This window comes from Enterococcus eurekensis (assembly GCF_042654605.1).
GTDB lineage: Bacteria > Bacillota > Bacilli > Lactobacillales > Enterococcaceae > Enterococcus_I > Enterococcus_I eurekensis.
Genome location: NZ_JBHSGT010000051.1, coordinates 1 through 26113, shown reverse-complemented (window position 1 = coordinate 26113; position 26113 = coordinate 1). Strand labels below are relative to the sequence as shown.

The 26113-nt window shown below is 38.7% G+C and carries 23 protein-coding genes and 1 pseudogene; 7 read left to right on the top strand and 17 right to left on the bottom strand.

Features of this window, described 5'->3' with window-relative positions; all coding sequences use genetic code 11:
• Positions 1-671 precede the first annotated feature (671 nt).
• The 12 genes from lysS to pth form a co-directional block, all read right to left on the bottom strand.
• The gene (gene lysS / locus ACFO3L_RS08085) at positions 672-2165 is read right to left on the bottom strand and encodes a lysine--tRNA ligase (protein WP_379965739.1); all 1494 of its coding nucleotides are present in this window, start codon (positions 2163-2165) and stop codon (positions 672-674) included.
• A 103-nt stretch (positions 2166-2268) separates the two neighbouring features.
• Positions 2269-3270: a tRNA dihydrouridine synthase DusB gene (gene dusB, locus ACFO3L_RS08080; protein WP_379965736.1), complete on the bottom strand. Its 1002-nt coding sequence runs from the start codon at positions 3268-3270 to the stop codon at positions 2269-2271.
• Entirely contained in the window at positions 3271-4167 is an 897-nt protein-coding gene (gene hslO / locus ACFO3L_RS08075; RefSeq protein WP_379965733.1) for an Hsp33 family molecular chaperone HslO, read from the bottom strand.
• Between the two features lie 484 nt (positions 4168-4651).
• The gene (ftsH, locus tag ACFO3L_RS08070) at positions 4652-6742 is read right to left on the bottom strand and encodes an ATP-dependent zinc metalloprotease FtsH (RefSeq protein WP_379965730.1); all 2091 of its coding nucleotides are present in this window, start codon (positions 6740-6742) and stop codon (positions 4652-4654) included.
• A gap of 67 nt (positions 6743-6809) precedes the next feature.
• The gene (gene hpt / locus ACFO3L_RS08065; RefSeq protein ID WP_379965727.1) at positions 6810-7358 is read right to left on the bottom strand and encodes a hypoxanthine phosphoribosyltransferase; all 549 of its coding nucleotides are present in this window, start codon (positions 7356-7358) and stop codon (positions 6810-6812) included.
• 19 nt (positions 7359-7377) lie between these two features.
• Positions 7378-8760: a tRNA lysidine(34) synthetase TilS gene (tilS, locus tag ACFO3L_RS08060; protein WP_379965724.1), complete on the bottom strand. Its 1383-nt coding sequence runs from the start codon at positions 8758-8760 to the stop codon at positions 7378-7380.
• A gap of 633 nt (positions 8761-9393) precedes the next feature.
• Complete coding sequence (locus ACFO3L_RS08055) at positions 9394-9858, bottom strand: S1 domain-containing RNA-binding protein (protein WP_379965721.1); 465 nt, start codon at positions 9856-9858, stop codon at positions 9394-9396.
• 145 nt (positions 9859-10003) lie between these two features.
• Entirely contained in the window at positions 10004-10390 is a 387-nt protein-coding gene (locus ACFO3L_RS08050; protein ID WP_379965718.1) for a septum formation initiator family protein, read from the bottom strand.
• A gap of 69 nt (positions 10391-10459) precedes the next feature.
• Entirely contained in the window at positions 10460-10726 is a 267-nt protein-coding gene (locus ACFO3L_RS08045) for an RNA-binding S4 domain-containing protein (protein ID WP_379965715.1), read from the bottom strand.
• The gene (locus ACFO3L_RS08040; RefSeq protein WP_379965712.1) at positions 10723-12312 is read right to left on the bottom strand and encodes a putative polysaccharide biosynthesis protein; all 1590 of its coding nucleotides are present in this window, start codon (positions 12310-12312) and stop codon (positions 10723-10725) included. The genes ACFO3L_RS08045 and ACFO3L_RS08040 overlap by 4 nt, the downstream gene beginning before the upstream one ends.
• A gap of 9 nt (positions 12313-12321) precedes the next feature.
• A complete protein-coding gene (gene mfd / locus ACFO3L_RS08035) occupies positions 12322-15858 on the bottom strand; it encodes a transcription-repair coupling factor (protein WP_379965709.1) in 3537 nt (1178 codons plus the stop codon).
• A gap of 13 nt (positions 15859-15871) precedes the next feature.
• Positions 15872-16432 carry an aminoacyl-tRNA hydrolase gene (gene pth, locus ACFO3L_RS08030; protein WP_379965706.1) on the bottom strand — a complete coding sequence of 187 codons (561 nt, stop codon included), beginning with the start codon at positions 16430-16432 and terminating at the stop codon, positions 15872-15874.
• A gap of 296 nt (positions 16433-16728) precedes the next feature.
• On the opposite strand from pth, the gene ACFO3L_RS08025 reads away from it, so the two are divergent.
• Both ACFO3L_RS08025 and ACFO3L_RS08020 read left to right on the top strand, forming a co-directional pair.
• Positions 16729-17718, top strand: a complete 990-nt coding sequence (locus ACFO3L_RS08025) for an L-lactate dehydrogenase (RefSeq protein ID WP_379965703.1) — start codon at positions 16729-16731, stop codon at positions 17716-17718.
• A 164-nt stretch (positions 17719-17882) separates the two neighbouring features.
• Positions 17883-19298: a L,D-transpeptidase family protein gene (locus ACFO3L_RS08020; protein WP_379965700.1), complete on the top strand. Its 1416-nt coding sequence runs from the start codon at positions 17883-17885 to the stop codon at positions 19296-19298.
• Between the two features lie 79 nt (positions 19299-19377).
• On the opposite strand, the gene ACFO3L_RS08015 is transcribed toward ACFO3L_RS08020, so the two are convergent.
• From ACFO3L_RS08015 to ACFO3L_RS08000, 4 genes are all read right to left on the bottom strand, one after another.
• Positions 19378-20100 (bottom strand): YebC/PmpR family DNA-binding transcriptional regulator, encoded by a 723-nt coding sequence (locus tag ACFO3L_RS08015; RefSeq protein WP_379965697.1) that lies wholly within the window; start codon positions 20098-20100, stop codon positions 19378-19380.
• Positions 20101-20111: 11 nt separating this feature from the next.
• Positions 20112-20615: a VanZ family protein gene (locus tag ACFO3L_RS08010; RefSeq protein WP_379965742.1), complete on the bottom strand. Its 504-nt coding sequence runs from the start codon at positions 20613-20615 to the stop codon at positions 20112-20114.
• 105 nt (positions 20616-20720) lie between these two features.
• Complete coding sequence (locus ACFO3L_RS08005; RefSeq protein ID WP_379965694.1) at positions 20721-21059, bottom strand: hypothetical protein; 339 nt, start codon at positions 21057-21059, stop codon at positions 20721-20723.
• Positions 21060-21130: 71 nt separating this feature from the next.
• Positions 21131-21535, bottom strand: a complete 405-nt coding sequence (locus ACFO3L_RS08000; RefSeq protein WP_379965691.1) for a DUF4809 family protein — start codon at positions 21533-21535, stop codon at positions 21131-21133.
• 166 nt (positions 21536-21701) lie between these two features.
• Here ACFO3L_RS08000 and ACFO3L_RS07995 point away from each other — a divergent pair, with 166 nt between their 5' ends.
• The 5 genes and pseudogenes from ACFO3L_RS07995 to ACFO3L_RS07975 all read left to right on the top strand — a co-directional run bounded on the left by ACFO3L_RS07995 (position 21702) and on the right by ACFO3L_RS07975 (position 25829).
• Positions 21702-22400 carry a DUF969 domain-containing protein gene (locus ACFO3L_RS07995; protein ID WP_379965688.1) on the top strand — a complete coding sequence of 233 codons (699 nt, stop codon included), beginning with the start codon at positions 21702-21704 and terminating at the stop codon, positions 22398-22400.
• Positions 22388-22720 (top strand): annotated as a pseudogene (locus tag ACFO3L_RS07990) (5-oxoproline transporter, DUF979 family subunit); the annotation flags it as partial. The gene ACFO3L_RS07995 and the pseudogene ACFO3L_RS07990, both read left to right, overlap by 13 nt.
• A gap of 216 nt (positions 22721-22936) precedes the next feature.
• Positions 22937-23584, top strand: a complete 648-nt coding sequence (gene pcp / locus ACFO3L_RS07985; protein ID WP_379965685.1) for a pyroglutamyl-peptidase I — start codon at positions 22937-22939, stop codon at positions 23582-23584.
• A complete protein-coding gene (locus ACFO3L_RS07980) occupies positions 23584-24039 on the top strand; it encodes a gamma-glutamylcyclotransferase family protein (protein ID WP_379965682.1) in 456 nt (151 codons plus the stop codon). The genes pcp and ACFO3L_RS07980 overlap by 1 nt, the downstream gene beginning before the upstream one ends.
• A gap of 125 nt (positions 24040-24164) precedes the next feature.
• A complete protein-coding gene (locus ACFO3L_RS07975; RefSeq protein WP_379965679.1) occupies positions 24165-25829 on the top strand; it encodes a DUF1958 domain-containing protein in 1665 nt (554 codons plus the stop codon).
• Positions 25830-25881: 52 nt separating this feature from the next.
• Here the strand turns inward: ACFO3L_RS07975 and ACFO3L_RS07970 are convergent.
• Positions 25882-26113, bottom strand: a 232-nt coding sequence (locus ACFO3L_RS07970; protein ID WP_379965676.1) for a hypothetical protein, incomplete at its 5' end; no start/stop codon positions are given.

Sequence of the window (26113 nt, the reverse complement as noted above, 5' to 3'; positions counted from 1 at the left end):
CGCCGCCAGCGTTCGTCCTGAGCCAGGATCAAACTCTCATTAAAAAAGTTGAAACAACCTTTCGGTTGATAAGCTCATAAATTAACGTTGCTAGCATATTGCTTGTTGTATGTTTGTTTCTATAAATAGAAACATTCTACACGTTTGTTGTTTGTTTTGCTTGCTTTGTTCAGTTTTCAAAGGTCTACGTTGTTGCTGTGTTAGCAACTTTTATATCATATCAGGTTGACGTTTTATTGTCAACACTTTTTTATAAAAGTTTTTTGTAACTTTTCTTTAAAAGTTATCTGCCGTTAACAGCGACTTCGTTATAATAACAAATCGCACCATTACTTGTCAACCACTTTTTAACATTTTTTCAATCTGAAAGTTTGTTATTTTATATGGTTATTTGCGACTTAGTTATAATAGCATTTAGTTAAACACACGTCAATTGTTTTTTAAAAAATCTTTTTGTGTTTTCAACAACTACTAATATACCAAGGAAACAGCATCAGGTCAACCATTACCCACCTTCGACCCTCTCTCAAACTAACGATAATTAAAGTGTTATTTTTAGGTTTCGTTCGCCTTTAAAGATGGATTTTGTAGGAAACAATTCTAAGAAAAGAAAAAAAGGCGGAAAACAAGAAATATCCTTGTTTTCTCAGCCTTTTAATGAAAATATTTTTTTATCTCATTGTTGGGAATAGTAAAACATCACGAATCGATTGTGCATCAGTTAATAGCATAACTAGACGGTCAATCCCAATTCCTAATCCACCAGTTGGCGGCATACCGTACTCTAATGCTTCTAAGAAATCTTCATCCACACCATGCGCTTCATCATTTCCATCGGCTTTTTCTTGATCTTGTGCTTCAAAACGCGCACGTTGATCAATCGGGTCATTTAATTCTGTAAAGGCATTGGCGAATTCACGGCCAACAATAAATAACTCGAAACGGTCCGTAAAGCGATCATCTTCTGGATTTTTCTTCGCAAGCGGAGAAACTTCCACAGGGTGTCCGTAAACAAAAGTTGGTTGTTGTAATGTATCTTCGACAAATACTTCGAAAAATTCATTTAATACATGACCGACTTCCATATTTTTTGTTACTGGTACATTATGCTCTTTTGCAAGTGCATGGGCTTCTTCAGTTGTCATTTTTTGCCAGAAGTCAACACCAGTAATTTCTTTAACAGCATCTGCCATATGAACACGACGGAATTCCGGTCCTAAGTCAACTGTTTGTCCATCGTAAGTCACTTCTGTCGTACCTAATGTTTTCGTTGCAGCATGACGAATAATACCTTCTGTTAAATTCATGATATCTTTATAGTCAGTATATGCTGTATAACATTCCAACATTGTAAATTCAGGATTATGTGTTGTATCAATCCCTTCGTTACGGAACACACGACTAATTTCATAAACTTTTTCCATGCCACCGACAATTAAACGTTTTAGATGTAGCTCTAAAGCGATACGTAGGTATAATTCCATATCAAGTGCGTTGTGGTGTGTTTCAAATGGACGAGCCGATGCACCACCTGCTTGGTTATGTAAGACTGGCGTTTCCACTTCTAAATAACCTTGTCCATCAAGGTAACGACGGATTTCACTAATAATTTGGCTACGTTTCATAAAACGATCGAAGCTTTCTTTATTACTAATTAAGTCCAAGTAACGTTGACGGTAGCGTTGTTCAATGTTTGTTAAACCATGATATTTGTCTGGTAATGGACGCAAAGCTTTCGTTAACAATGTTATTTCCGTTGCTTTAATAGAAACTTCACCTGTATCAGTTTTCATAATTTCTCCAGTTACACCAAAGAAATCACCTAAGTCTGCTTGTTTGAAGATCTCGTAAGCCTCATCGCCTACTTGATCTTTACGTACGTAAATTTGAATACGACCTTCACGATCTTGCAAATGAGCAAAGCCAGCTTTTCCTTTTCCGCGCTTTGTTACCATTCGTCCAGCAATACTACTTGTTAGTGCCATTTCCTTTAATTCTTCTTTTGATCGTTGGTTAAATAATTCATGCAACTCGGCAGAATTATGGGTACGGTCAAAACGTTGCCCAAAAGGATCGATTCCTTCTTGTTGCAAATGTTCCATCTTTTGACGGCGAACTAACATTTGGTCGTTAAGTTCTTCTTGTGTTTGGCGTTCCTCTGTCACGAGTCATCCTCCATTCTATTTTTCACTACTTTTCTATAATGCCAATGAAAACGAGAAAAAGCAAGCTGAAGTTGTTCCTTCTACTCACTTTTCTCTTGACTTTTTAACGGATAATTGGTTGGTTCTCAACTTTATCTAAAAACTCTGTCAATAATTGAAGTGTTGTTTCTCTTGTTTCTGATTGATTAATCGCTGCCTTAACTTTAGCAGCACGCGGAATACCTTTTAGATAGTAGGCGGCGTGCTGACGAAATTCACGAGCCGCGATTTTTTCTCCTTTTAATTGAATTAAACGTTCAAAATGCAGCTTCGCCGTATCAATTTTCTGACGAGGCGTTGGTTCTGCAATCAATTCGCCTGTTTCAAGGAAATGTTTTGTACGATGAATCATCCAAGGATTTCCCATTGCCGCACGACCAATCATCACCGCGTCACAACCGACTTCTTCAAACATTCTTTTCGCATCTTCTGGAGTACGGACGTCACCGTTACCCATAAAAGGAATCGACAAGTGTTTCTTGACTTCACGTAAAACATCCCAATTTGCGTTACCTTCATACATTTGGACACGCGTGCGACCATGCATGGCAATTGCAGCAGCCCCAGCAGCTTGTGCGGCTTTGGCATTTTCTACAGCAAAAATATGCTCATCATCCCAGCCGATACGCATCTTAACTGTGACCGGTTTTTCAATCGCGGAAGAAACAGCTTGCACCATTTCATAAACTTTATCAGGGTCGAGCAACCATTTCGCGCCAGCCTCCGCTTTAATGATTTTATTGACAGGGCACCCCATATTAATATCGATAATATCGGCTGTTGTATTTTCTGCCACAAATTTAGCGGCTTCTACTAAAGTTTCTTTCGTCCCACCAAAAATTTGAAGGCTAAGTGGATGTTCCGTTTCGTCATCGATGTAAAGCATTTCAAGGGTTTTTTTGTTACGCATTTGAATCCCTTGGTCACTGATCATTTCACAAACAACTAATCCTGCGCCTGCTTCTTTAACCGTCACTCGAAAAGCAGCATTGGTAATCCCCGCCATTGGGGCAACGACTACTCGGTTTGGAATGGCTACATTACCAATTTTCCAACCTTGTTCCATCTACTTTTTGCCCCCAGTAATTTCTTCAATCAAAGCAGTTAAATCTGCTTCATCAAAGTGGTACTTGTTATTACAGAACGAACATACCGTTTCAGCTCCTTGATCTTCATCAATCATTTGTTGAATTTCACTTGAGCCTAATGTTAAAATCGCACGCGAGAATTTTTCTTTTGAACAATCACAGTGGAACTGTACCGGTTGTTCTTCTAAAAATAAAATACGTTCACCTTCAAAAATGACTTCTAAGATTTCTTCCGGGGTCTTCCCGTGATCAATTAAATCAGAAACACGCGGCATTTGGGCTAAACGTTCTTCTAATTTTCCTAAAACAACATCATCTGCACCTGGTAAAACTTGTAACATAAAGCCACCTGCAGCTCTAATGCTTTCATCGGTATCAACTAACACACTTAAACCAACTGCTGAAGGAATTTGTTCAGAAGCGGCTAAGTAATAAGTAAAGTCTTCTCCTAACTCACCTGAAACAATTGGGACTTGTCCTGAAAAAGGTTCTTTTAATCCTAAATCTTTAATAACTGAAAAAACCCCTTCGGTTCCAACAACACCACGAACATCAATTTTCCCATGTTCATTTGAAGGAAGACTGACGTGAGGATTTTGAATGTAACCTTTAACATTTCCGCTAGCGTCACCATCAACGACGATAGCGCCACCAGGACCGTTCCCTTGAATTTTAACCGTTAAACGGTCGCCTTCTGTTTTTAAATCACTACTACTTAATAGTAATGTACCAACTAATGCACGACCCAGAGCCGCTGAAGCACTGTGCCATGTATCATGTCTTCTTTGCGCTTCTGTCACAGTTTCTGTCGCATTAATTGCATATGCTCGAATATAGCCATCATAGACGAGTGCTTTGCTAATGTAGTCTTTCATTCTATTCGCTCCTCTTATTTACTCACCGTATCATACTAGCATCTCTTCATTTTTTCAACAAGGATGCCTAAAAATTAATAAAAGAGGTCATTTCTGGAACGGTCAGTAACGAGTAAAAGCAAAGAATTTTCCGAAAGTGTTTTTTACTTTTGAAATAATTCTAGCTTATTACCGAGTCATTGTGGCAGAAATGCCGATAAAAGAGGTCATAATAATGAGCGGTCAGCGACAAGAGATAAGGCGTCAGCAGAAAAAATTGTTTTTTTGATTTTATTCTGCTGACAACTTATCTCCGCAGTCGTTGCTCATTTTATGCCGTTTAATGGTAGGTCATTTTATAAGCGGTTAATTGTGAGAGATAGCGAAGCCTATCGAGAAATCGTTTTTTTGATTTCGACGAGAGGAAGAGCTATCTCCGAGCAATTGCTTATAAAATGCCGATAAAAAGAGGTTGCACGTTATTATGCAACCTCTCCTTGTTTCCTTATTGATCAGAATTGTCAGTTGAGTCTTCTTTTGTTTCTTCTGTCTCTTCTTTTAATTCTACTTTTTCTTCTTTGAACTCTTGATGTTCTTCAACTTGTTTTTGCGCGTCTTTTTCTTCTAAGGCACGTTTTGCTTCCTCATAAGATTGAGCAACACGCTCACTTGGGAACTCATCTTCTGCAAAATCAGCTGGCATTTCGCCTGTTTCAAATAATGATTTAATTGCTTTTGCATCTAATGTTTCAAACTCAAGTAATTTTTGCGCGATTAATTCGTTTTTCTCCCGGTGTTCTTCAATGATTTCACGTGCTTTTTCATGTGCATCCATTAAAATTTTACGAACCGCTTGGTCAATTTCAAAAGCAACTTGTTCAGAGTAAGCTTTTGTTTGACCGTAGTCACGACCAACAAAGACTTGGTGGTTTCCTTCATATTGAACAGGACCTAAATCACTCATTCCGTATTCGGTTACCATACTACGTGCAAGACCTGTTGCTTGCTCGAAGTCATTTGAAGCGCCTGTTGATTGAACGTTGAAGAATACTTCTTCCGCTGTACGTCCACCTAAAAGGCCAACGATTTGTTCAAACATATCTTCTTTCGTGTGTAGGAATTGATCTTCTTTTGGTAAAGCGATCATATATCCGCCCGCACGACCACGAGGAATGATGGTTACTTTATGGACGATACGTGCACGGCTTAAAACTAAACCAACAATTGTATGTCCTGCTTCATGGTAAGCAATCATTTCACGTTCACGTTTGTTAATTGCACGATCTTTCTTCGCAGGGCCAGCAATCACACGGTCTTGCGCTTCATCAATATCTGAAGCATCAATTTGTTTTTTATTACGACGAGCCGCTAGAAGAGCTGCTTCGTTTAAGACGTTTTCTAGTTCTGCACCGGCAAAACCTGGTGTTTGTTGTGCAACGACTTTCAAATCAACGTCGCCCGCTAACGGTTTGTTACGTGCATGAACTCGTAAAATCGCTTCGCGTCCTTTAACATCTGGACGACCAACTAAGATTTGACGGTCAAAACGACCTGGACGTAACAACGCTGGATCTAAAACGTCTGAACGGTTGGTTGCGGCAATTACAATAACGCCTTCGTTTCCACCGAAACCATCCATCTCTACTAGCAATTGGTTCAATGTTTGTTCACGCTCATCGTGTCCACCACCCATACCGGCTCCACGTTGGCGACCAACTGCATCAATCTCATCAATAAAGATAATTGCAGGGGCATTTTTCTTCGCTGTTTCAAATAAATCACGAACACGGCTAGCACCGACACCGACGAACATCTCTACGAAATCAGAACCTGAAATCGAATAAAATGGCACGCCTGCTTCACCCGCAACTGCTTTAGCAAGTAATGTTTTACCCGTTCCTGGAGGGCCCTCTAAAAGAACACCGGCTGGAATACGAGCACCTAAAGCCACGAAACGACGTGGATCTTTAAGAAATTCGACAACTTCGACTAATTCTTGTTTTTCTTCCTCTGCACCAGCAACATCTGAAAAACGAACTTTGACAGCTTTACCGTCGGCTTCTTTGGCTTTTGATTTACCAAAGTTCATTACGCCACGGCCACCGCCGCCACCACCGCCACCACCTTGTTGACTCATCATCATATAGAAGAAGAAGATGAAGATCACAATTGGTAAGAAGCTAAGTAGTAGTGATAACCAAATACCACTTGAAGATTCTTCTTGAATTACTGTTTTCACACCAGCTGTTTTCGCTGTTGACGTGATTTCATGTAAAGTTGAATCATTCGGTAATACAATGGTTGTAAAACGAGTCGTTGATGCTTGGGTTGAACCAAGGACGCTTAGCCCGTTACTATTTTCAATTTTTTGTTCTGATTTAAATTCACCAGTAATTCGATACACGCCATTGGCAGGTTGAATGGTAAACTCTTTAACGGTACCTTCTTTTAACTGCTGTGAAAATTTTGAATATTCAATCTCAGGTGTCTGACTATTTCCATTTCCGAAGAAAAAGTAGACCACCATGACCATTGCTAACAAAATTAGTACGTAATAAAGGGTATTTCTAACTGTACCTTTATTTTTATTATTCATGGGGCTCCTCCTTAGCACTTTGTCTATCTTTGACCATTATACTGCATTCCCTTTGCTTTGAAAACGCTCAATTTTGAGACTGATAAATCTCTGGTTTTAAAACACCCACATATGGAAGGTTACGGTAATGTTGTTCATAGTCTAAACCATAGCCAACAACAAACTCATTTGGAACATCAAAGCCAACATAGTCTGCTGTAATATCCACAACGCGACCTTCTGGTTTATCTAATAGTGTAACAATTTTAACTGAGTTTGCTTTACGGTATTTAAATAAATCAACTAAATATGCTAGCGTACGACCACTATCAATGATGTCTTCCACCACTAAAATGTCACGGCCTTCAACCGTTGTATTTAAGTCTTTCACAATTTTTACTTCACCAGAAGAAACTAAGGCATTCCCATAACTAGAAACGTCCATGAAATCAATTTCCACTGGGCAGTCCATCTCACGAACAATATCTGCCATAAAAGGAACAGCTCCGGTTAATACTCCCACAATTAATGGTGTTTTATCCGCATATTCTTTTGTCAATTCTTGACCTAATTCAGCACAACGCTGGCTAATTTCTTCTCTTGTAATTAAGATTTTTTCAATATCATTTGCTAACATAAAGTTCTCCTTCCAATCTTTACTTCTTGTATTTAAAAAGAAGTACGTAGTGTATTTTATCAGTTTCTTCCATAATACTCAAATAGGAAAGTGTATATGGTAGGATTCCGATAATTTTTTGTTCTTTATTCATGATTAGCCAAGCTTCATCTCGTTCTTCAAGTGGGACTTTTTGATCAATAAAGTATCGCGAAACCTTTTTGTTTAAGTTTTCACTCAACAAAATGCGATCGCCTGCTTGTCGTTTGCGTAGAATAAGCGATTGTACTGAGTCTACGCAAAATTCTTGGCGAAATTCTGACCAAAGTTTGACTTTTTCAGGAATTTTTTCTTCTCCAATTGGAAAATAGCCAATCCACTGATGATCCGATAAATAAATCGTTTCTCCAGGATTCAACATTTGTGTTTGTGAGTCGAATGCGGTTGTTTGTTTTTTTCTCAAATAAAGCATGCGATAACGTCTCGCAAAATGCCACTCCTCCACTAAATCAACTTGCCACTGGGAATGTTCCCTGTTCGCTAAAAGCTTTGAAACTTCTATCAATTGTTTTTTTGAAATGACCATTTTCCACAATTCCTGGGCTTGTCGGGCCACTTCTTTTAAAAAATATTTTTTCTCAAAATCCGACGCTTGTTCATACCAAGCCAAATCAATTGCCATACTTTGCGCACAAACCTGGACATTTTGTGAAAACCATGACTGTTGTTGCTCTCCTAGCCAATCGCCAACCTCCTGAATTTGTTCGGATAATTGTTGAAAATGCGGAAAACTCTGCTTGTTCTCATTTTTTAAAACCGGTAAAATTTGGTGCCTTAATCGATTCCTTTGGTATTGCAGTGTTTGATTCGTTTCATCTTCAAAATAAACAAGCGCATGTTCCTTGGCATATTGCCGAATTTGCTCCTTTGAAAAAAAGAGGAGCGGACGAACTAAGCGACCTGAAGCAAAAGGTTGATTTAGAACAATCCCCTGGCTGGCAAACAAATCACCCGTACGAACCATTTTCATCAGCATCGTTTCGACTTGGTCTTCTTGATGATGGGCTGTAACCAATACATCGTAATCGTGCTTTTCCATGATTTTTTTAAAAAAATCATAGCGAAACGTTCTTGCGAGACTCTCGATATTGCCTTTAATGGGCACCTGCCAACGTTTCATATAAAAAGGAATTTGGATCTTTTCACAGTAATCAGCAAGAAAAGCTTCTTCCTCCATTGAAACTTCACGCAATTGATGGTTCACATGAGCCACTCCAATAGCGATTCCCGTGCTCGTAAGTTCTTGTAAAAGATGCAGTAATACCATCGAATCCACGCCGGTAGAAACCGCAATTAATACTCTAGATTCATTGTGCCATAAGTGGTTATCAATGGCTATTTTTTGAACTTGATTCACGAACATTTTATCGACCTACCTTTTAAAATGGTTGGATGGTGTCACAGTGTAACTATCTCTACTTATTACTCGTCACTGAACGTTCCAGAAATAGCCTCTCTCTTAAACGGCATTTTCTAAGCAATTGCTCGGAAATAACTCTTCCTCTGGTTGAAATCAAAAAACGATTTCCCCATAGGCTTTGTTATCTCTCGCAACTGAACGCTTAAAAAATAGCCTCTCTCTTAAACGGCATTTTCTAAGCAATTGCTCGGAGATAACTCTTCCTCTGGTTGAAATCAAAAAACGATTTCCTCATAGGCTTTGTTATCTCTCGCAACTGAACGCTTAAAAAATAGCCTCTCTCTTAAACGGCATTTTCTAAGCAATTGCTCGGAGATAACTCTTCCTCTGGTTGAAATCAAAAAAACGATTTCCCCATAGGCTTTGTTATCTCTCGCAACTGAACGCTTAAAAAATAGCCTCTCATTTAAACGGCATAAAATGAGCAACGACTGCGGAGATAAGGTGTCAGCAGAATAAAATCAAAATACGATTTTTTCTGCTAACCTCTTATCTCTTGTCGTTAAACGCTCATTATTATAGCCTCTCATATAAAAAACAGGTGGTTCGTTTTACGTCCACCTGTTTCGCGTTTTATTAATTGCGGCGTCCGCCACGTCCTCCGCGTTTACCTTCTGTACTGCGGCGTAATGTTGACAAACGGTCATCACTATCTTTTAAAAATGAGCTCATTAGCGAATCGAAATCTTGTTTTCCTGATGCATTATTTGCATTGGAATTTTGATTCTGATTTTTAACGAATGGTTTTTTTGTATTCGGACGTTGAAAATCTTTTTTAGGAAACTCACGTCGTTCTTCTTTTGGTTTGTCGACTGCTTTACGAATTGACAATCCAATTTTTCCGTCGTTTCCAACGGTCGTTACTAAAACAGTGACCTCATCGCCAACTTTTAGTACTTCATTGATATCCTTTACAAAACCATCTGAGACTTCACTAATATGAACGAGACCTGTTTTGCCTCCGCCTAAATCAATAAATGCACCAAAATTCGTAATACCCGATACTTTTCCCTTTAGTTTAGCTCCAACTTCGATTGACATAAAACCTTTGTTCCTCCTAATATTTTACCCATTTATTTATTCATTTCAGGCCAACTTAACCATGATTAAACTGTCCTAAATAATGATTGAATCCGATTATAACACGTCTAGTGGCTGATTAATATTAATATCAATCACTGACACTTTATTCATTACTTGTTTCATGTTCCGGTAAAGGAAAAACAAGTTCGCCATCTTTAGAATAGAGGAAGCGATCACGAGCAATTTTTGCCACGTAGTCTTCATCTTCCAATAAATCAACTTCTTTTTCTAATTTAGCTTTCTTTTCTTTTGACGCTTCTTGCGTCGCGACGGCCTCACTTTGATACTTTTCTAGGTTTTGCAAACGAAGATAGTCGTTAAAAAGCGAAATCCCCACACTTAGGAAGATGACTGTTGCAATCGCAAAAACCAAGGCTAAACGACGGCGACGAAAAATAACTTCACGACGTTTTTTAACTTGTTGCGCATAATGTTGTTTTGCGTAGTCATTTTCAAGAAACTCAATTTTATTTGGTTCTTCTTGATTCATGCCATTTCCTCCGTTTGTATGATAGTCGATTTTATTATACCAACAACCCAATGGCTTGTCTAACCTATTTTAGTCAATTGACTCTTGTTTTTCATCAGAAATCAATGTGTACATTTTCGCTGCATCTTCTTTTTTTGTCGATTCATGCAATTCGTTAATTTTATAAATCACTAAGCGATTCCCAAATTGGATTTGTAATTGATCGCCAACTTTAACCGTACTACTTGATTTTGCTACTTTGCCGTTAATTTGAATCCGCCCTTTATCTGCCACTTCTTTTGCGACAGAACGACGTTTAATAATTCGGGAAATTTTCAAAAATTTATCTAATCTCATTTTTTCCGCCTCATTCTATTTAAGATTTTTTTGCCAAATGGTAAATAAAACCATTCTCTGATACTAAATAATTTAAAATATAACAGTGCCGCAATGAAACTTGTGATACCAATTAAAACGCCAGCGAATGTTAAAAATAGTGCCATCGTTCGATCGATTTGCGTCCCATAAAAAAAAGTAAATATGCGATAAAATAAGCGAATCGCTACGGCCATTACTCCAATGGAACCTAGCAAGCGCCAGCCGAAAAGTCGCTCATGCCAAAAGCGGTTAATCGCTTTGCTTTCATTTTTTATAAACCAATAAAGCGTACAGACTAAGGCTGCTAATGTCGCATAACTCGCTCCAAGTGTCCCCATCAAATAAACAAGCAATGGTGTTAAAACAATTTTGACAGCAAATCCCACTAAAGCGCCTTGATAGGCTGGTCGAAAATGATTGCGACTTTGCGCGATACTTTGATAACCTTGGACAACCGCCATCAAGACAATTGAAAAAACAAAAACGCTCAAAACTTGATTGCCCGCACCGTCAGTAAATAACGTGTAGTTAATATAAGGCATTACTAATGCTAAACCAACCGAAGCTGCCAAGCCAATCGCAACAGTTAAGCGCAAATACAACTTACTCGCAAAAAGATAGGTCGCTGATTTTCGATTTTTTGAGTAATGCGTCAGTGTTGGTAAAAAACTTGTACTCAGTGCTAAAGCTACAACTAGTCCCAGTTGAACTAATGGTTGTCCGCGGTCAAAAACGCCCTTTTCAATCCGCGCCATTTCAAATGGTATCCCACTTAAACGCAAGAAATTAACTAAAAAGAACGAATCGATTAACTGCAACATTAGTAAGTAACCACTGTAAATCGAGACTAAACCGCCTTCGACTAAAAAGCGACGTCGGATACTCGATTGTGGTAAGCGCCAAAAACTTTTCTGCCAAAAAGGTAACGGCAATTGCGAATAACGTTGATGCGCATAAAATAAAATACCGACTGCCACGAGACCGCCGACAAAGGAACCCGCCATCGAAATCGCCCCGACTTGATAAATCGTCAACTGGAAGAAACGAAAACTAGCAGCAGCGAATAAAATGACTCCGACACGAACGAGTTGTTCTACGACTTGCGACAGCGCCGTTGGTACTAAAATCAATTGCCCCTGTAGATGTCCACGATACATCGTTAATGGCGGAATCAGTAAAAAAGTAAAGGAAACGACTTGAATGCTCATTTGTAACGCTACATCTCCCATCAAAAACGCAATCGGGCGACTGAATACAAAAAGGATGCCCCACAAAGCGAGAGAGATTGCCGAAACAAAAGTTGTTAATTGCCCCAAAGTTTGTTCCTCGTCAAAACCATTTTGTTCAGCGACATATTTAGAAATAAACTGGGGTAAACCAGTAAGTGCCAAAGTCATCGCAAGCCCATAAAAAGGATAGACTTGTTGATAAACGTAGAATCCTTCGTCGCCGACTAAGTTTTGCAAGGGCACCCTGTAAACAGCACTCAAGACTTTTGCAAAGAAGGCAGCAATCGTCAAGACTAAAGCGCCGCGCATCATTTTTTTCAGCTCATATCTTGCCATAGCAACCTCCTACTCACCTGTTTTTGTAGCTGTTTTCTTTTTAAAACGCTCCTTACGTAAAGCTGCGACAAAAGATTGAATTTCATTTAACCAAACCATCGTCTTCATATTGTTTGGAATCGTCAATTTAATATGCATTTGATCTTTTTCAACACCGAGCGTCGATTTTAATTTTGTTTTGCCTAACGCACTAAAAAGTTGTTCCATATCGTAAGCCTTGGTACCAGCCTTGCTTAATGTAAGAACGACTTGTTGCCCTTGACGACGAATGCGTTCGAGTAAACTGCGATCCCCATTCATTTTCAATTCACCCACTGATAATAAATGAGCGACTTCCGTTGGATACTCCCCAAAACGATCCAGCAAATCATCTTGTAATTCATCTAAGCTGTCAATCGTCTCAAGTTCACGAATTCGTTTATAAATTTCAATTTTTTGACGTTCGTCTTCAATATATGTTTCTGGTAAATAAGCATCCAAGCCAAGATCAATCTCAACCGACGTTTTTTCTGATTGGGTATTTTTTCCTTGCTTGCGTTGGACAGCCTCGGTCAGCATTTGTGAATACAAATCAAAACCGACAGAATCAATAAAGCCATGTTGTTGGGCCCCGAGTAAATTTCCAGCTCCACGAATCGATAAATCACGCATCGCAATTTTAAAGCCCGAACCTAACTCGGTGAAATCTTTAATCGCTTGAAGGCGTTTTTCACTGACTTCGTTCAAGATTTTTTGTTGTTCATACATAAAGTAAGCATAGGCCACACGATTACTTCGACCGACACGTCCTCTTAATTGGTAGAGTGTCGATAAGCCCATATAATCGGCATTTTCAACAAAGAGCGTATTGGCATTTGGAATATCCACACCTGTTTCAATAATCGTTGTTGAAACAAGCACATCGTATTGTCCCTCAATAAAATCAAAGAGCGTATTTTCTAATTGGATTTCTGACATTTGGCCATGAGCATAACCGATTCTGGCTTCTGGTACAAGTGCTTCTAGTTCCGAAACTTTTTGTTCGATTGTCGCCACGCGATTATACAAGTAAAAGACTTGTCCACCACGGGCCATCTCACGTAAAATCGCTTCTCGAATCGCCCCAGGATTGGTTTCCATGACGTACGTTTGAATCGGGTAACGGTTTTGTGGTGGTGTTTCAATGACTGATAAGTCACGTACTCCAAGCATCGACATATGAAGTGTTCGTGGAATCGGTGTTGCCGTTAAAGTTAAAACATCGACTTGTGAGCGTAATTGTTTCAAGCGTTCTTTATGCTTAACTCCGAAACGTTGCTCTTCATCGACAATCAGTAAGCCTAAATCGGCAAACTTAATATCTTGTGATAATAAGCGATGCGTACCAACAATAATATCGACTTGTCCCTTACGCAATTTCTCTAACGTTTCTTCTTGTTGTTTCTTCGTTCTAAAACGACTTAATACTGCGACTTCGACTGGAAACCCTTCGAAACGACTCAACATTGTTTCGTAATGTTGCTGCGCTAAAATAGTCGTTGGCACTAAGAAAGCCACTTGTTTACTTTCTTTAATTGCTTTAAAAGCCGCTCGTAAAGCTACTTCTGTTTTACCAAAACCAACATCACCGACTAACAAGCGATCCATCGGCTTGGCTTTTTCCATGTCACGTTTAATTTCACTCGTACTACGCAACTGGTCATCGGTTTCACTATAAGGAAAAGAATCTTCAAATTCTTTTTGATAACCATCATCTGGCGCATATGCATAGCCACGTTCGGCTTCACGTTTGGCATATAATTGAATGAGATCATCCGCAATGTCTTCAATTTTCGTAGCAACTTTGCGTTTCGTCTTAGCCCATTCGTTCCCGCCAAGCTTATTGACTTTCGGTTGTTTGGATTCCGATGCGACATATTTTTGTACTAAATTTAATTGCGTCACCGGAATAAAAAGTTTGTCTTCATTTTGGTATAAAATCGTGATGTAATCTTGGTGGACACCATCGATGGCGATTGTTTCCATACCTAAATATTTCCCAATCCCGTGATTGACATGCACGACATAATCGCCAACTTTTAATTCGTTGTAACTTTTTAGTCGTTCCGCATTCGAAATCGTTTGGCGACGTGCACGCTTGCGTGAGACTTTTTGAAAAATTTCTTTTTCCGTCACCACAACTAAGCGATCTTGTTGTAATTCAAAACCATTCTGTAGCGATCCATGAATAATTTGCGTCCGTCCTGTAAATAAACGATCCCCTGTCGTTTCGACTGCATAAATTTGATGCTCGCGAAACTCGGCTTCTAGACGTTTACTCCGTTCTGGGTCTCCAACAATAAAGACCACTGTCTGTTGTTGCTTTTCCCATCGATCGACTTCAGCTTTTAACAAGCCCATTTGACCAAAGAATTGTTGCATTGGGCGATATTGGAAATTATGAATCGCTTGAAAACGTAAATTTCCCATCCCTTTTTGGAAAACCGAAAAATAACTTGTCGGGAACTCAATATGACTAAGCAATTGATGAACATCGCCACCAAACACCTGCTCAGAAAAAACACGTAAATCCGCAATCTTTTGTGTGTGCCACTCTGCTTCTTCTCGTTGGATTTCGCGCGTAGTTTCCATAATTCGTGGATAGTCATCAATCATCACCAATGTTTCTTTGGGGAAGAAATCGACAATCGTCCGTTTTTCACGGTAAAGTAAATCCGTATAGAAGACCGCATCGTCACCCGCAATGCCCTCTTGCCACTGAGTGCGTAATTGCCCAAAGTAATCTTCTAACAATTGACGATCATCGGCATCCTTCGTCACGGCTAAGCGTTTCGATAACAATTCTTCTAATTTTTCATTTGCATCTAAAAAATTCAGTTCAGAAAAAACTAAGTCCGATGTTGGCGAAATAAAGACTTCTTCTAATTTTTCTAATGAGCGTTGCGTTTCCACATCAAAAGAACGTAGCGAATCAATCTCTGTATCAAATAACTCGACACGTATCGGATTATCCGAATCAAGCGGATAAATATCAATAATACTGCCACGTAAACTAAACTCACCTGGCTTGCCAATCATCCCTTGACGTTCATAACCCATTGATACGAGCCGTTTTGCCAAATCCTCAAGCTCAATTTCACCACCCATTTGCCAATGTAATTGGTGTTGTTGCCACGTTTCTTTACTTGGTAAAAACTTGCGCATACCCGCTGTCGGTACGACGTAAATTCCTGGATGACCAGAAGTAATCGCATTTAAAGTCACGACCCGTTCTGTTCGAGCCTCGGGTGAAGCAAAAGCCATTTCAGCCGAAATGACTTCATCAACTGGAAAAACATAAATGTCTTCTTCAAAATTTCTTAAATCTTCTGCTAGCTGATTGGCATAAAATAAATTTGCGGTTACAACTAAAATCGGTTGATTAAATTTTTTATATGCGCCTAAAATCGCCAATGTTTTTGCAGAACCAGAGAGCCCAGTAAGCAATTGGCGCGGTGTTTTTTCTTTTAATTTGATTTGCCACTCGTTAAAAAGTGCGCCTTGATTCACTAAATCAACAATATTCATACCATACTCCTTCTTAATTAAAGCGATTCATCGTCCCTAGAAAATCTTGTTTCTCTAAATAATCTTGGACCGCTTTAAATGCCAAATCCAAACTGCTTTCAATGTGAGGAATTTCTTCTTTGCTAAACGGGCTTAATACATGTTGTACAACCGTTTGTCCTTTACGCGGGCGATCAATCCCAATTTTAATTCGATCAAATTCTTGCGTACCCAGATGTGAAATCAAACTCTTCATCCCATTATGTCCACCAGCACTGCCTTTTTGACGTAGACGAATCTTACCTAAAGATAAATCCAAATCGTCATAAATGACCGTCAACTCATCAGGATACATGCCCAAGTAAGTCAATAATGGACCTACTGCACGACCCGATTCATTCATATAAGTTTGCGGTTTAACTAAAATAATTTTTTCACCATTTAAAAAGAATGTTGCCACTTCTGCTTCAAATGGATTTTTTTGAAAACTTACATTATAAGCTTTCGCTAATTCATCAACAACCATAAAGCCCACGTTGTGTTTAGTTTTTTCATATTTTTTTCCAGGATTTCCTAATCCAACAATCATTTTCATTATAAATTTTCTCCAATATTATCTATTTTAAAGCACAAACACGCAAAAAGATTGAGCATGGAAAAAGATTGGTTCTTTTTCACATTCTCAATGTGTATTCGTTAAAATTATTCAACTTTAAATCTTATTTATTATACCACAAGCCACTCATTTGTCCTCATTCACCCGACTAGATTTCGAAAAACTTTAGAATTAGCTGCTTACCTCATGAACTTTACGAATTCTTTGATTTTTGAATGACAATATTTTATTAAAATGGTAACATATTGTTAACAAACAAGGAAAGTTGGTGCCCCATGTCTACACAATTAAACACAAAAGATAATCAAAAAATCATTTTAGTTGGTAATGGTGCGGTTGGTTCAAGTTACGCTTTTGCTTTAGTTACACAAAATATTGCGCAAGAAATCGGAATTATCGATATTAACCGTTCAAAAGCAGAAGGCGATGCGAAAGATTTATCACATGCCCTGGCGTTCACTTCTCCGAAAAAAATCTACGCAGCTGATTATTCCGATGCTCATGACGCAGATATCGTCGTTATTACTGCAGGGGCTGCCCAAAAACCGGGTGAAACCCGCCTTGATTTACTGCACAAAAATCTCGTGATTAATCGTTCGATTGTCACTCAAATCGTTGCTTCTGGCTTCAACGGAATTTTCCTCGTAGCAGCCAATCCTGTTGATATCTTAACTTATTCAACTTGGAAATTCTCCGGTTTTCCAAAAGAACGGGTCATTGGTTCCGGAACGTCGCTTGATTCAGCACGTTTTCGTCAAGCACTGGCGGAATTAGTCGATGTCGACGCAAGAAATGTCCATGCTTATATTTTAGGGGAACATGGCGATTCAGAATTCCCTGTCTGGTCACATGCTAACGTAGCTGGCCTATCGATTTACGACTGGGTAATGGAACATCCTGAAATTGATGAAGAAGCAATGGTCAATTTATTCTTTAACGTCCGTGATGCCGCTTATGACATTATTGAGAAAAAAGGCGCTACTTTTTATGGCATCGCTGTCTCATTAACCCGCATCACCCAAGCGATACTCGACAATGAAAATGCGGTCCTACCACTTTCTGTTTATTTAGATGGACAATACGGATTAAACGATGTCTACATTGGCTCACCGGCCATTATTAATGCCCAAGGAATCAAGCAAGTTATCGAAATCCCGCTCAATGATAGTGAGCAAGCTAAGATGGAACTTTCCGCTAACCAATTAAAAGAACTCCTAGCTGAAGCTTTTGACAAACTCGCTGAAGAAGATGCCCATAAAAATTAAATAATACTCACTAAAAGAAAGAGTTACTTTGAAATAGCGTAACTCTTTCTTTATTTTTCTATAATATTGACTGACAAAAAATGCCTCGCAATTTAACTTTCACCATTACTATGCTAGAATGGGGTGGGTAGATAACTATAAAAATTAATGGAGCTGATCACCACATGTCACGTTCTGATCGTCGTTCAGATAATAAAAAATCAAATAAACCGAAAATCATTACTGCTATTGTTCTAGGCGTTGTCCTATTAGGAGTGGGCGGTTATACCGTCAAAAGCCAAACATATAACGAGCGCTTTTTACCTAAGACCTTTATTGGCGACCTCGATGTTAGTGAACTCTCAGTTAAAGAGGCCAATGATCAATTAGTCAAAGCGCAAAGCGATCTTGCTTTTGTCATAAAAGCCAATGGTCAAGAATGGAAAAGCATCAAAAAAACCGAATTAGGCTTAGAATCAAATTTTGAAACTGAGCTACAAACATTGCAAGAAAAACAAAACCCTTGGAAATGGGGGGTGCAATACTTTAATAGTCCAGATAATTTAACATTAGCGCCTAGTGCCTTTAATGAAGAAATCTTAAATGAACAAACCGCCAAATTAGAAGCCGAACTGACCGCTTGGAACAAAGAACGCACACCGACAAAAAATGCAACACTTGAACGAAAAGAAGGTGGCTTTGAAATTGTTCCAGAACAACAAGGCGATAACGTCAATACGAAAAAAGTTTTCGAAGACTTTAAGGCTCAATTATTAAAAGGTTCCTCTGAAATTGAATTGACGGATTACACCATCAAACCAAGTGTTACTGCCGATGATCCAAAATTAACTGAAGAATTAGAATCAATTAATAAAATTGCTAAAGTTGAAGCGACTTATGTCATTAATGGTAATTCTTTCCAAATCCCGCCTGAAAAAATTAACGAATGGCTAATTTACCAGGACGGAAAAGTTTCACTGAATCGTGAATTGGTTTATGCTTACGTAACTCAATTAGGTGCTGATTACAATACTAGCTCCAATCCATCGACTTTCCAAAGTACAAGACGTGGCGAAGTCAGTGTCCCTGCTGGTTCGTTAAGTTGGACAATTGCAACAGATGCTGAAACCGATGAACTAATCGCTAATATTTTAGCAGGTGAGTCCTTTAGTCGTTCACCGATTGCCCAAGGTAGCGCAAATTCTGGCAGTCCTCTTTTTGGTAATACCTATATAGAAATTGACTTAATCAATCAACATATGTGGTATTACAAAGACGGACAAGTTGCCTTGGAAACACCCGTTGTTACAGGTAAACCAACCACACCAACTCCAGCCGGTGTGTTCTATGCTTGGAACAAAAAATTAGATGAAACGTTACGTGGAACCAATGATGACGGTTCAAAATATGCAGAACCCGTTAACTATTGGGTACCAATTGATTGGACCGGTGTCGGCATCCATGACTCCGATTGGCAGCCAGCATACGGTGGGGAGCTTTGGAAAACAGTCGGTTCACACGGCTGTATCAACACACCACCGAACGTCATGAAACAACTTTACGGTATGATTGACGTTGGCGTGCCTGTCCTAGTCTTTTAAACATTTGATTTACTGAATAAAATAAAAAAACGAAACGACCATCAAGTGGCTTTGGACTTTTGATGGTCGTTTCTTGACTTTATTCTTCGACAGATGTATAAACTTCCGTTACGTCATCGTCGTCTTCTAATTTCTCAATTAAAGCTTCAAGTTGTGCTTGTTTCTCTGTATCCAATTGGATTGTTGTTTGGGGAATCATCGTTAATTCTGCTTGAGCTAAAGTAAATTCTTGTTCTAACGTATCACGAACCGTCACAAAATCTTCAGCTGCAGTATAGATTTCGAACACTTCCGGTGAGGTAATTAGGTCTTCGCCACCTGCTTCAAGGACTTTTTCGAATAAATCATCTTCACTAACAGCTAATCCTTCACGCTCAATTGCAAGATAACCTTTGCGATCAAACATATAATTAACCGAACCCGTCTCACCTAAACTGCCGCCATTTTTATTAAAGGCCACGCGAACATTCGTCGCTGTCCGATTGCGGTTATCAGTCAATGCTTCAACTAAAACGGCCACGCCACCCGGACCATAGCCTTCATAAGTCACTTCTGCATAATTTGCGCCTTCTGTTGAACTCGTTGCTTTTTTAATTGCACGCTCTACGTTATCATTGGGCATATTGGCCGCACGAGCCTTATCAACAACTAAACGCAAACTTGGATTTGATGCGATATCATCGCCACCATTTTTTGCCGCAATAAAAATTTCACGTGATAATTTTTGAAAAATCTTTCCACGTTTTGCATCTTGTGCATTTTTTCTTCCTTGAATATTCTTCCACTTACTATGACCTGCCATGAAAAAACCTCCTATATAATCCGTTTGTTTTTAAATCCTAGAACGATCCAACACAATAAGATACCTGTTAGAGCACCTGCAGTATCTAAAGCCACATCTTGGAAAAGCGGCGTCCGACCACCCGTTAACATTTGATGGAATTCATCCATTGCTGCATAACCCGTCGCGGATAACCAAGCAAAAATTGCTGCTAAACCATATTGTTTGATTTTTGGAACAAGTCCTAGAAAAAAACTACTACCTAAAATAAAATACGTGCCAAAATGAGCACCTTTACGAATAAAAAATTCAATAAACGAAAAATAGCCACTTTGAGCAATACTAACCTCACTTCCTGCATATAAAAAAGAAATCGAGCTTAATTGTTCTTTGAATGGTTCATTTTTAAGCAATTTGGAAAGTAAGCCAATTTGCGATTGTTGTTCATAGGTTTGCGATGAGCTATAAAATAAAATAGCCATCATCAAAAAACCAATAAATAAATACAAGTTCCCGTTTTTTCGATGTTTTTGAATCATCCGATCACCTCAAACTTATCTTAGCATTTTTTACCGTAAAAGGCACCTGCAGTAAAAAAGAGTTGCGGATTTTCACCACAACTCTTACGTATTTATTCTGTTTTACGTTGTTGCGTCATGAAAGGCTTCTTTAAACGATGAAACTGCCTCATCAAGTTCATGTTCGATAGCCGCTTCTTCTTTCATTTGACGCGGTTCATACACTTTTTTCTCTAGATATTTTCTGACACTGACATACGTTCCAACGACTAGCGTGCCAATCGCTAGTGCACCTAATGCCCCTTCAATTCGACCACGTTCTTTTCCCTGATTATAGATGGATGGGGCGATTTTCTTAACTGCCAAATCATTTGATTTTGCAAATACTTGTTTGATACTTGGAGTCTTTTTAATCTTTTTAACGATTGTTGCATAGTTTCTTTGATCCATTAATTGATTCATTGATTCCACACCTCGTTTTCCTTTTCATCTATTTTATCACGTTTGGGGTGATTGACTCAAATAATAGACAACTAAGCTTCGACTTCTTCGACAATGAATGAGACTGGTTCAATATTAAACAACTCGTTTAACACGCGGTTGACTTGCCCAAACAATTCCTCTTGAGATTCATAAGTGTTTTTCAGTGTTATTTTATTCATTGCATTTTCATAGGTTAAAGAACCGTAAAAATCTTTCAAAGTAATATGATTATCTGCTTTTCTAAAAATAGTGTAGTCCTCATCAAAATCCATGATTAACTCTTGGCGAAACCCTTTTTTTAATGCAACTGCCATAATAAGTGCTTCGACTTCTAAGCCTCCAAGTGGGATATTCGCTTGATCAAAACGAATTGCGTAAGTCGTTGCAGGGACGACAGGACAAGCGTTACAGCCTCCTTGAACGAGTTCAGTTGTACAAGTTATCATTGCTTCCATTTAAAAAATCTCCTTTTATTCTATTTGTGATAATTTTAACATCTTTGACAATTATTAGCCAGTGCGTGTAAAATATACGAGTTCTTCAAAAATATAGGTTATCGTTGTTCTTTTTATGACTTTTTTCGTATACTTTTGATAACAAATAAAAAAGGAGTGGAATGATATGGAGTGGATCAAATTAATTGGTATTTTAATTATTCTTGTTGGCTTTATTTTAAAATTTGACACGATTGCAGTTGTTATTATCGCGGCTCTGGCTACTGCCCTTGTATCTGGTATTTCTATCACAGAATTTTTTACCTTACTAGGGGAAGCTTTTGTTAAGAATCGACTCGTTACGATTTTTTTACTGACGCTACCGATGATTGGTATTTCGGAACGTTTTGGACTCCGTCAACAAGCTGTTATTTTAATTGAAAAAATGAAAGGTCTAACAACTGGGCGCTTTATTAGCTTATACGTCTTGATTCGCCAAATCGCTGGTGTCTTTGGGATTCGTATTTCTGCGCATCCACAATTCGTTCGCCCAATTGTTAACCCAATGTCCCAAGGCGCAGCCAAATCACGTTATGGTGAAATTTCCGCGGAGGATGAAGACAAAATTAAGGCTTTGTCAGCTGCAAATGAAAACTTCGCAAACTTCTTTGCACAAAACACTTTTGTTGCCGCATCTGGTGTGCTTTTAATTAGTGGAACTCTAAAATCACTAGGCTACGAGGTTGCTGAATCAGCTATTTCGCAAACTGCTTTTATTATGGCGATTATAACCTTGGTGATTACAACCATTTACAACTTAACCTTTGATTACCGTATGGATCGCAAATACGGCATAAAGAATAATCAAAAGGTAGTCGCTTCTTAGGCGTACTCGCTTACTGTTTAGGAATGGCCATTTTTACAATGGTCATGGGAAATGGCTTCGCAGCCTTTACCGTGATTACTGCTGGGATAGGCGTACCGTTTGTTATCGCACAAGGCGGCGATCCTGTAATTGCAGGAACATTAGCCATGACCGCAGGATTTTGTGGTACATTAGTTACACCCATGGCTGCCAACTTTAACGCCCTACCTGTTGCCCTACTTGAAATGAAAGACCAAAATGGCGTGATCAAAACTCAAGCGCCAATCGCGATTATACTCCTAGCTATCCACGTTGCACTCATGTACTACCTCGCATTTTAAAAAGAGGTTATAATTGAAGCGTTTCGCTACGAGAAATAAGAACAGCTTACAATAAAATGGCTTTTTAATTTTATTCGTAAGCAGGATTATTTCCGAAGTAGCTGCTTCAAATATACCGTTAAAAGGGTTATAATTGAAGCGTTTCGCTACGAGAAATACAATTTACGGACTACGATATCACTAATTTAGACAACAAAAAGAAAGAAGGAATTTTATATGAAAATTTTAGTTACTGGCTTTGATCCCTTTGGTGGTGAACCAATTAACCCGGCATTAGAAGCGGTAAAAGCTCTGCCGGATACCATTGCAGGAGCCGAAATTATCAAACTAGAAATCCCAACCGTTTTTGGAAAATCTGCAGACGTTGTCAAAAAAACCATCTTAAAAGAGCAACCCGATGTCGTACTAAGTATCGGTCAAGCAGGCGGACGTTTTAGTGTTACCCCAGAACGCATCGCCATTAACGTTGACGATGCACGTATCCCGGACAATGAAGGCAATCAACCCATTGATGTTCCTGTCCAAGAAGATGGGGCTGCGGCTTATTTTACACAATTACCGATTAAAGCAATGGTTAAAAACATTCGCGATGCAGGGCTACCTGCCGCACTTTCAAATACTGCTGGTGTTTTCGTATGTAACCACATTATGTACCAAGTGCTTTACCTGATTGAAAAAGAGTTTCCAGGTATTAAAGGTGGCTTCATCCACGTTCCTTATATCGCAGAACAAGTCGTCGATAAAGCTAACCAGCCCTTTATGAACTTAAAAGATATTACAAAAAGTTTGGAAAAAGCAATCGAAGCCATCGTCTTATTTGACGGAAAAGAAGATTTAAAAACAATTGAAGGAACGACTCACTAATGCAAAATGACCAGAAACTTCCATTATTTGCCTATGGAAGCCTTATGAACAATTTATTTAATTATAATCGCCACTTACAACATGCAACAATCGGTGAACCGGTAAAAGCACGAGTCCATGGCTCCCTCTTTCACCTTACGGAAAAAGGTTATCCTGCACTCGTACCTGGTGAAGATTGGGTCTATGGTGAGGTCTTTATTTTAAAGGATTTTGATGAAATGCTTGCCCGTTTAGATACGCTTGAGACTTATAACCAAGGCAGCCAACCGAACGAGTACAACCGTGAAGTCTTAATCGTTGAACTTTGGAATCAAGAAACCCAAGAGTATGATCGAGAAACTCAAGCCTACGTCTACCGTTATGCAGTCGAAAACGATCCGAGCTTTCTAGAAGAAAGTTTCCCATTGCCTTCAGGTGATTGGCGTAAATTCTATGAAACCGGTGAAAAAGAATAATATGATAAAGTGTAGAGAATGGTCCGCCATTTTCTACACTTTTTTATTTTCAAAGATTACCCATTTTATTTTTTTGATGGTAAAATAGAACCAGACATTAGACATTTTTTAGGAAGTATTCTTGTTTGAAACAATTGAAAAAATACATAATTGCAAGTCTCTTTTTTGCTCTGAGTTTTGCTCTTTTTCCGGCCACTGTACAAGCCGAAGATGATTTAACGACTTTGACCAATGGCCAACAAATTGTCGCAGAAGAAAATTTACCAACAACCAGCTTAGTCATCGAAGCACAACACGGGCAAATTTTATGGGAAGAAAATGCTGATTTAACAATCGATCCTGGTTATTTGACCCATTTGATGACGCTCTATCTAACCTATGAAGCTTTACAAAAAGAAGAAATCACGTGGAAATCGACCATTACCGCAACTGAGACCCATCAAACCTTGAGCCAAATTCAGTACGTACCGAACAACAATATTTTTGCTGGAGCCACCTATTCATTGGAAGATTTAATTAAACTCGTGAGCTTGCCGACTTCTACTACAGCAAGTTACCTACTAGCAGAATTAGTTGCCGGAGACATAGACGCTTTCGTGGTAAAAATGAATGATATGGCACAACGAATAGGGATGAAACAAACAACATTTTATAGTCCGAGTGGATTAACACCCGAAAGTTTACGAACATATGATACTTTGACAGATCTTGTCCCTGAGCAAAGCAATCAATCCACACCTAAAGATTTGGCATTACTGGCTTTCCAGCTAGTCAATAAATTTCCAGAACTACTTGATGTCACAAAACAAACCGATGTCGTTGTTCAAGGATCGCTTGTTACCCAAGAAAGTTTCTACAACCGCAATCCTTTTTTATTTGGCCAACCCAATGCGATAAAAGGGGCAAATGGTTTACTGATGGATTATAGTAATCTCCAACAAACGAACGCCATTTTCACAGTAAAACAAAATGGCATGACGGTAATTAGTTTGCTTTTAGGAGCAAATGAAGAAGCCACAGTAGAAAGTACGACAAGTCCGATGACAATAGCTGGTGAGGCACTGATTAATCATACTTTTGATACATATGATTACCGTGTGATTGCCAACAAGGGCGAGCAAATCATCAATCGGACAACTTTTTATTTAGAAAATGACTTTAGTAGTGTCCTGCCTAAAACAACCGATGCCATTTTAGAAACCAAAGAAGGCCGACTCTACCTAACGAATAGCCTCCCACTAATTTCTGACAGTCTGCCCGAAATAGCCGTCCCTTATTCCAAACAAACAACAACAATTGAAGAAAAAGTTAAAAACAGTGGTTTTGTAAGTTTCATTATGAGTGCCTTTGAAATTACAAAATTAACGATTTTAGCTCTTGGAACCATTGTCATTGGCTTTTTATTTTTCTTAATGAGCTTCTTTATTCCTAAAAAAACAAACGTTGGGGAAAATGATCCAAATGAAGGAAACGAAATAGAAGAAAGTCCACAAGACTTAAACGCATTTGAGTCGATTCCTCTCGTTTCTGAACACAACGATGACCTGAATGAGGAAGAAGATACCGAAGAAACTTTGGAGTTAGATGAAGATGAAATTGAGCTTGGACCAATCGAAGTCATCGATGAAGCTACTGTTGAAGAAGAGGAAATCTTCCAAAGCCGTTCAGATCGTCACCAAACAAGTGAGACTAAACCATTCAAATGGCCATTCCGCCGAGTAACTTTTTATGGTGGATTGACTTTAATGATTGCCGGTATCATTAGTTTAATTGCACAATACCTCTTGTAACACACAAATAGCATTGAAACGCCTATAATAATGGTCGTTTCAATGCTGTTTTTTATGATTTACGATTTAAACGAATATAGATGTATCCGACAAAAACAACCACACCTGTACCTAAAATAGAAAGAATCTCTCCTAGCCAAGCATTGCCCTCTCCTGTGTGAATCAATGTCAATATTTGAGACAGTTTTTTTTGAGAGATTTTTCGAATAATTTCATTGGTAAATTGTAAAATGAAATGCATAAGGAAATAAACGAAAAAATCATGTAGATACGATATACTTGTT

Excerpts from the sequence above, each read along its gene's own strand:
- pth (WP_379965706.1), bottom strand. The coding sequence starts at position 16,432 with ATGAAAATGATTGTTGGATTAGGAAATCCTGGAAAAAAATATGAAAAA.
- ACFO3L_RS08055 (WP_379965721.1), bottom strand. The coding sequence starts at position 9,858 with ATGTCAATCGAAGTTGGAGCTAAACTAAAGGGAAAAGTATCGGGTATT.
- ACFO3L_RS07995 (WP_379965688.1), top strand. The coding sequence starts at position 21,702 with ATGGAGTGGATCAAATTAATTGGTATTTTAATTATTCTTGTTGGCTTT.
- ACFO3L_RS08020 (WP_379965700.1), top strand. The coding sequence starts at position 17,883 with ATGTCACGTTCTGATCGTCGTTCAGATAATAAAAAATCAAATAAACCG.
- ACFO3L_RS08040 (WP_379965712.1), bottom strand. The coding sequence starts at position 12,312 with ATGGCAAGATATGAGCTGAAAAAAATGATGCGCGGCGCTTTAGTCTTG.
- hslO (WP_379965733.1), bottom strand. The coding sequence starts at position 4,167 with ATGAAAGACTACATTAGCAAAGCACTCGTCTATGATGGCTATATTCGA.
- ACFO3L_RS08050 (WP_379965718.1), bottom strand. The coding sequence starts at position 10,390 with ATGAATCAAGAAGAACCAAATAAAATTGAGTTTCTTGAAAATGACTAC.
- ACFO3L_RS08025 (WP_379965703.1), top strand. The coding sequence starts at position 16,729 with ATGTCTACACAATTAAACACAAAAGATAATCAAAAAATCATTTTAGTT.
- hpt (WP_379965727.1), bottom strand. The coding sequence starts at position 7,358 with ATGTTAGCAAATGATATTGAAAAAATCTTAATTACAAGAGAAGAAATT.
- ACFO3L_RS07980 (WP_379965682.1), top strand. The coding sequence starts at position 23,584 with ATGCAAAATGACCAGAAACTTCCATTATTTGCCTATGGAAGCCTTATG.
- mfd (WP_379965709.1), bottom strand. The coding sequence starts at position 15,858 with ATGAATATTGTTGATTTAGTGAATCAAGGCGCACTTTTTAACGAGTGG.
- ACFO3L_RS08005 (WP_379965694.1), bottom strand. The coding sequence starts at position 21,059 with ATGAATCAATTAATGGATCAAAGAAACTATGCAACAATCGTTAAAAAG.
- tilS (WP_379965724.1), bottom strand. The coding sequence starts at position 8,760 with ATGTTCGTGAATCAAGTTCAAAAAATAGCCATTGATAACCACTTATGG.
- ACFO3L_RS08000 (WP_379965691.1), bottom strand. The coding sequence starts at position 21,535 with ATGGAAGCAATGATAACTTGTACAACTGAACTCGTTCAAGGAGGCTGT.
- ftsH (WP_379965730.1), bottom strand. The coding sequence starts at position 6,742 with ATGAATAATAAAAATAAAGGTACAGTTAGAAATACCCTTTATTACGTA.
- ACFO3L_RS08045 (WP_379965715.1), bottom strand. The coding sequence starts at position 10,726 with ATGAGATTAGATAAATTTTTGAAAATTTCCCGAATTATTAAACGTCGT.
- dusB (WP_379965736.1), bottom strand. The coding sequence starts at position 3,270 with ATGGAACAAGGTTGGAAAATTGGTAATGTAGCCATTCCAAACCGAGTA.
- ACFO3L_RS08015 (WP_379965697.1), bottom strand. The coding sequence starts at position 20,100 with ATGGCAGGTCATAGTAAGTGGAAGAATATTCAAGGAAGAAAAAATGCA.
- pcp (WP_379965685.1), top strand. The coding sequence starts at position 22,937 with ATGAAAATTTTAGTTACTGGCTTTGATCCCTTTGGTGGTGAACCAATT.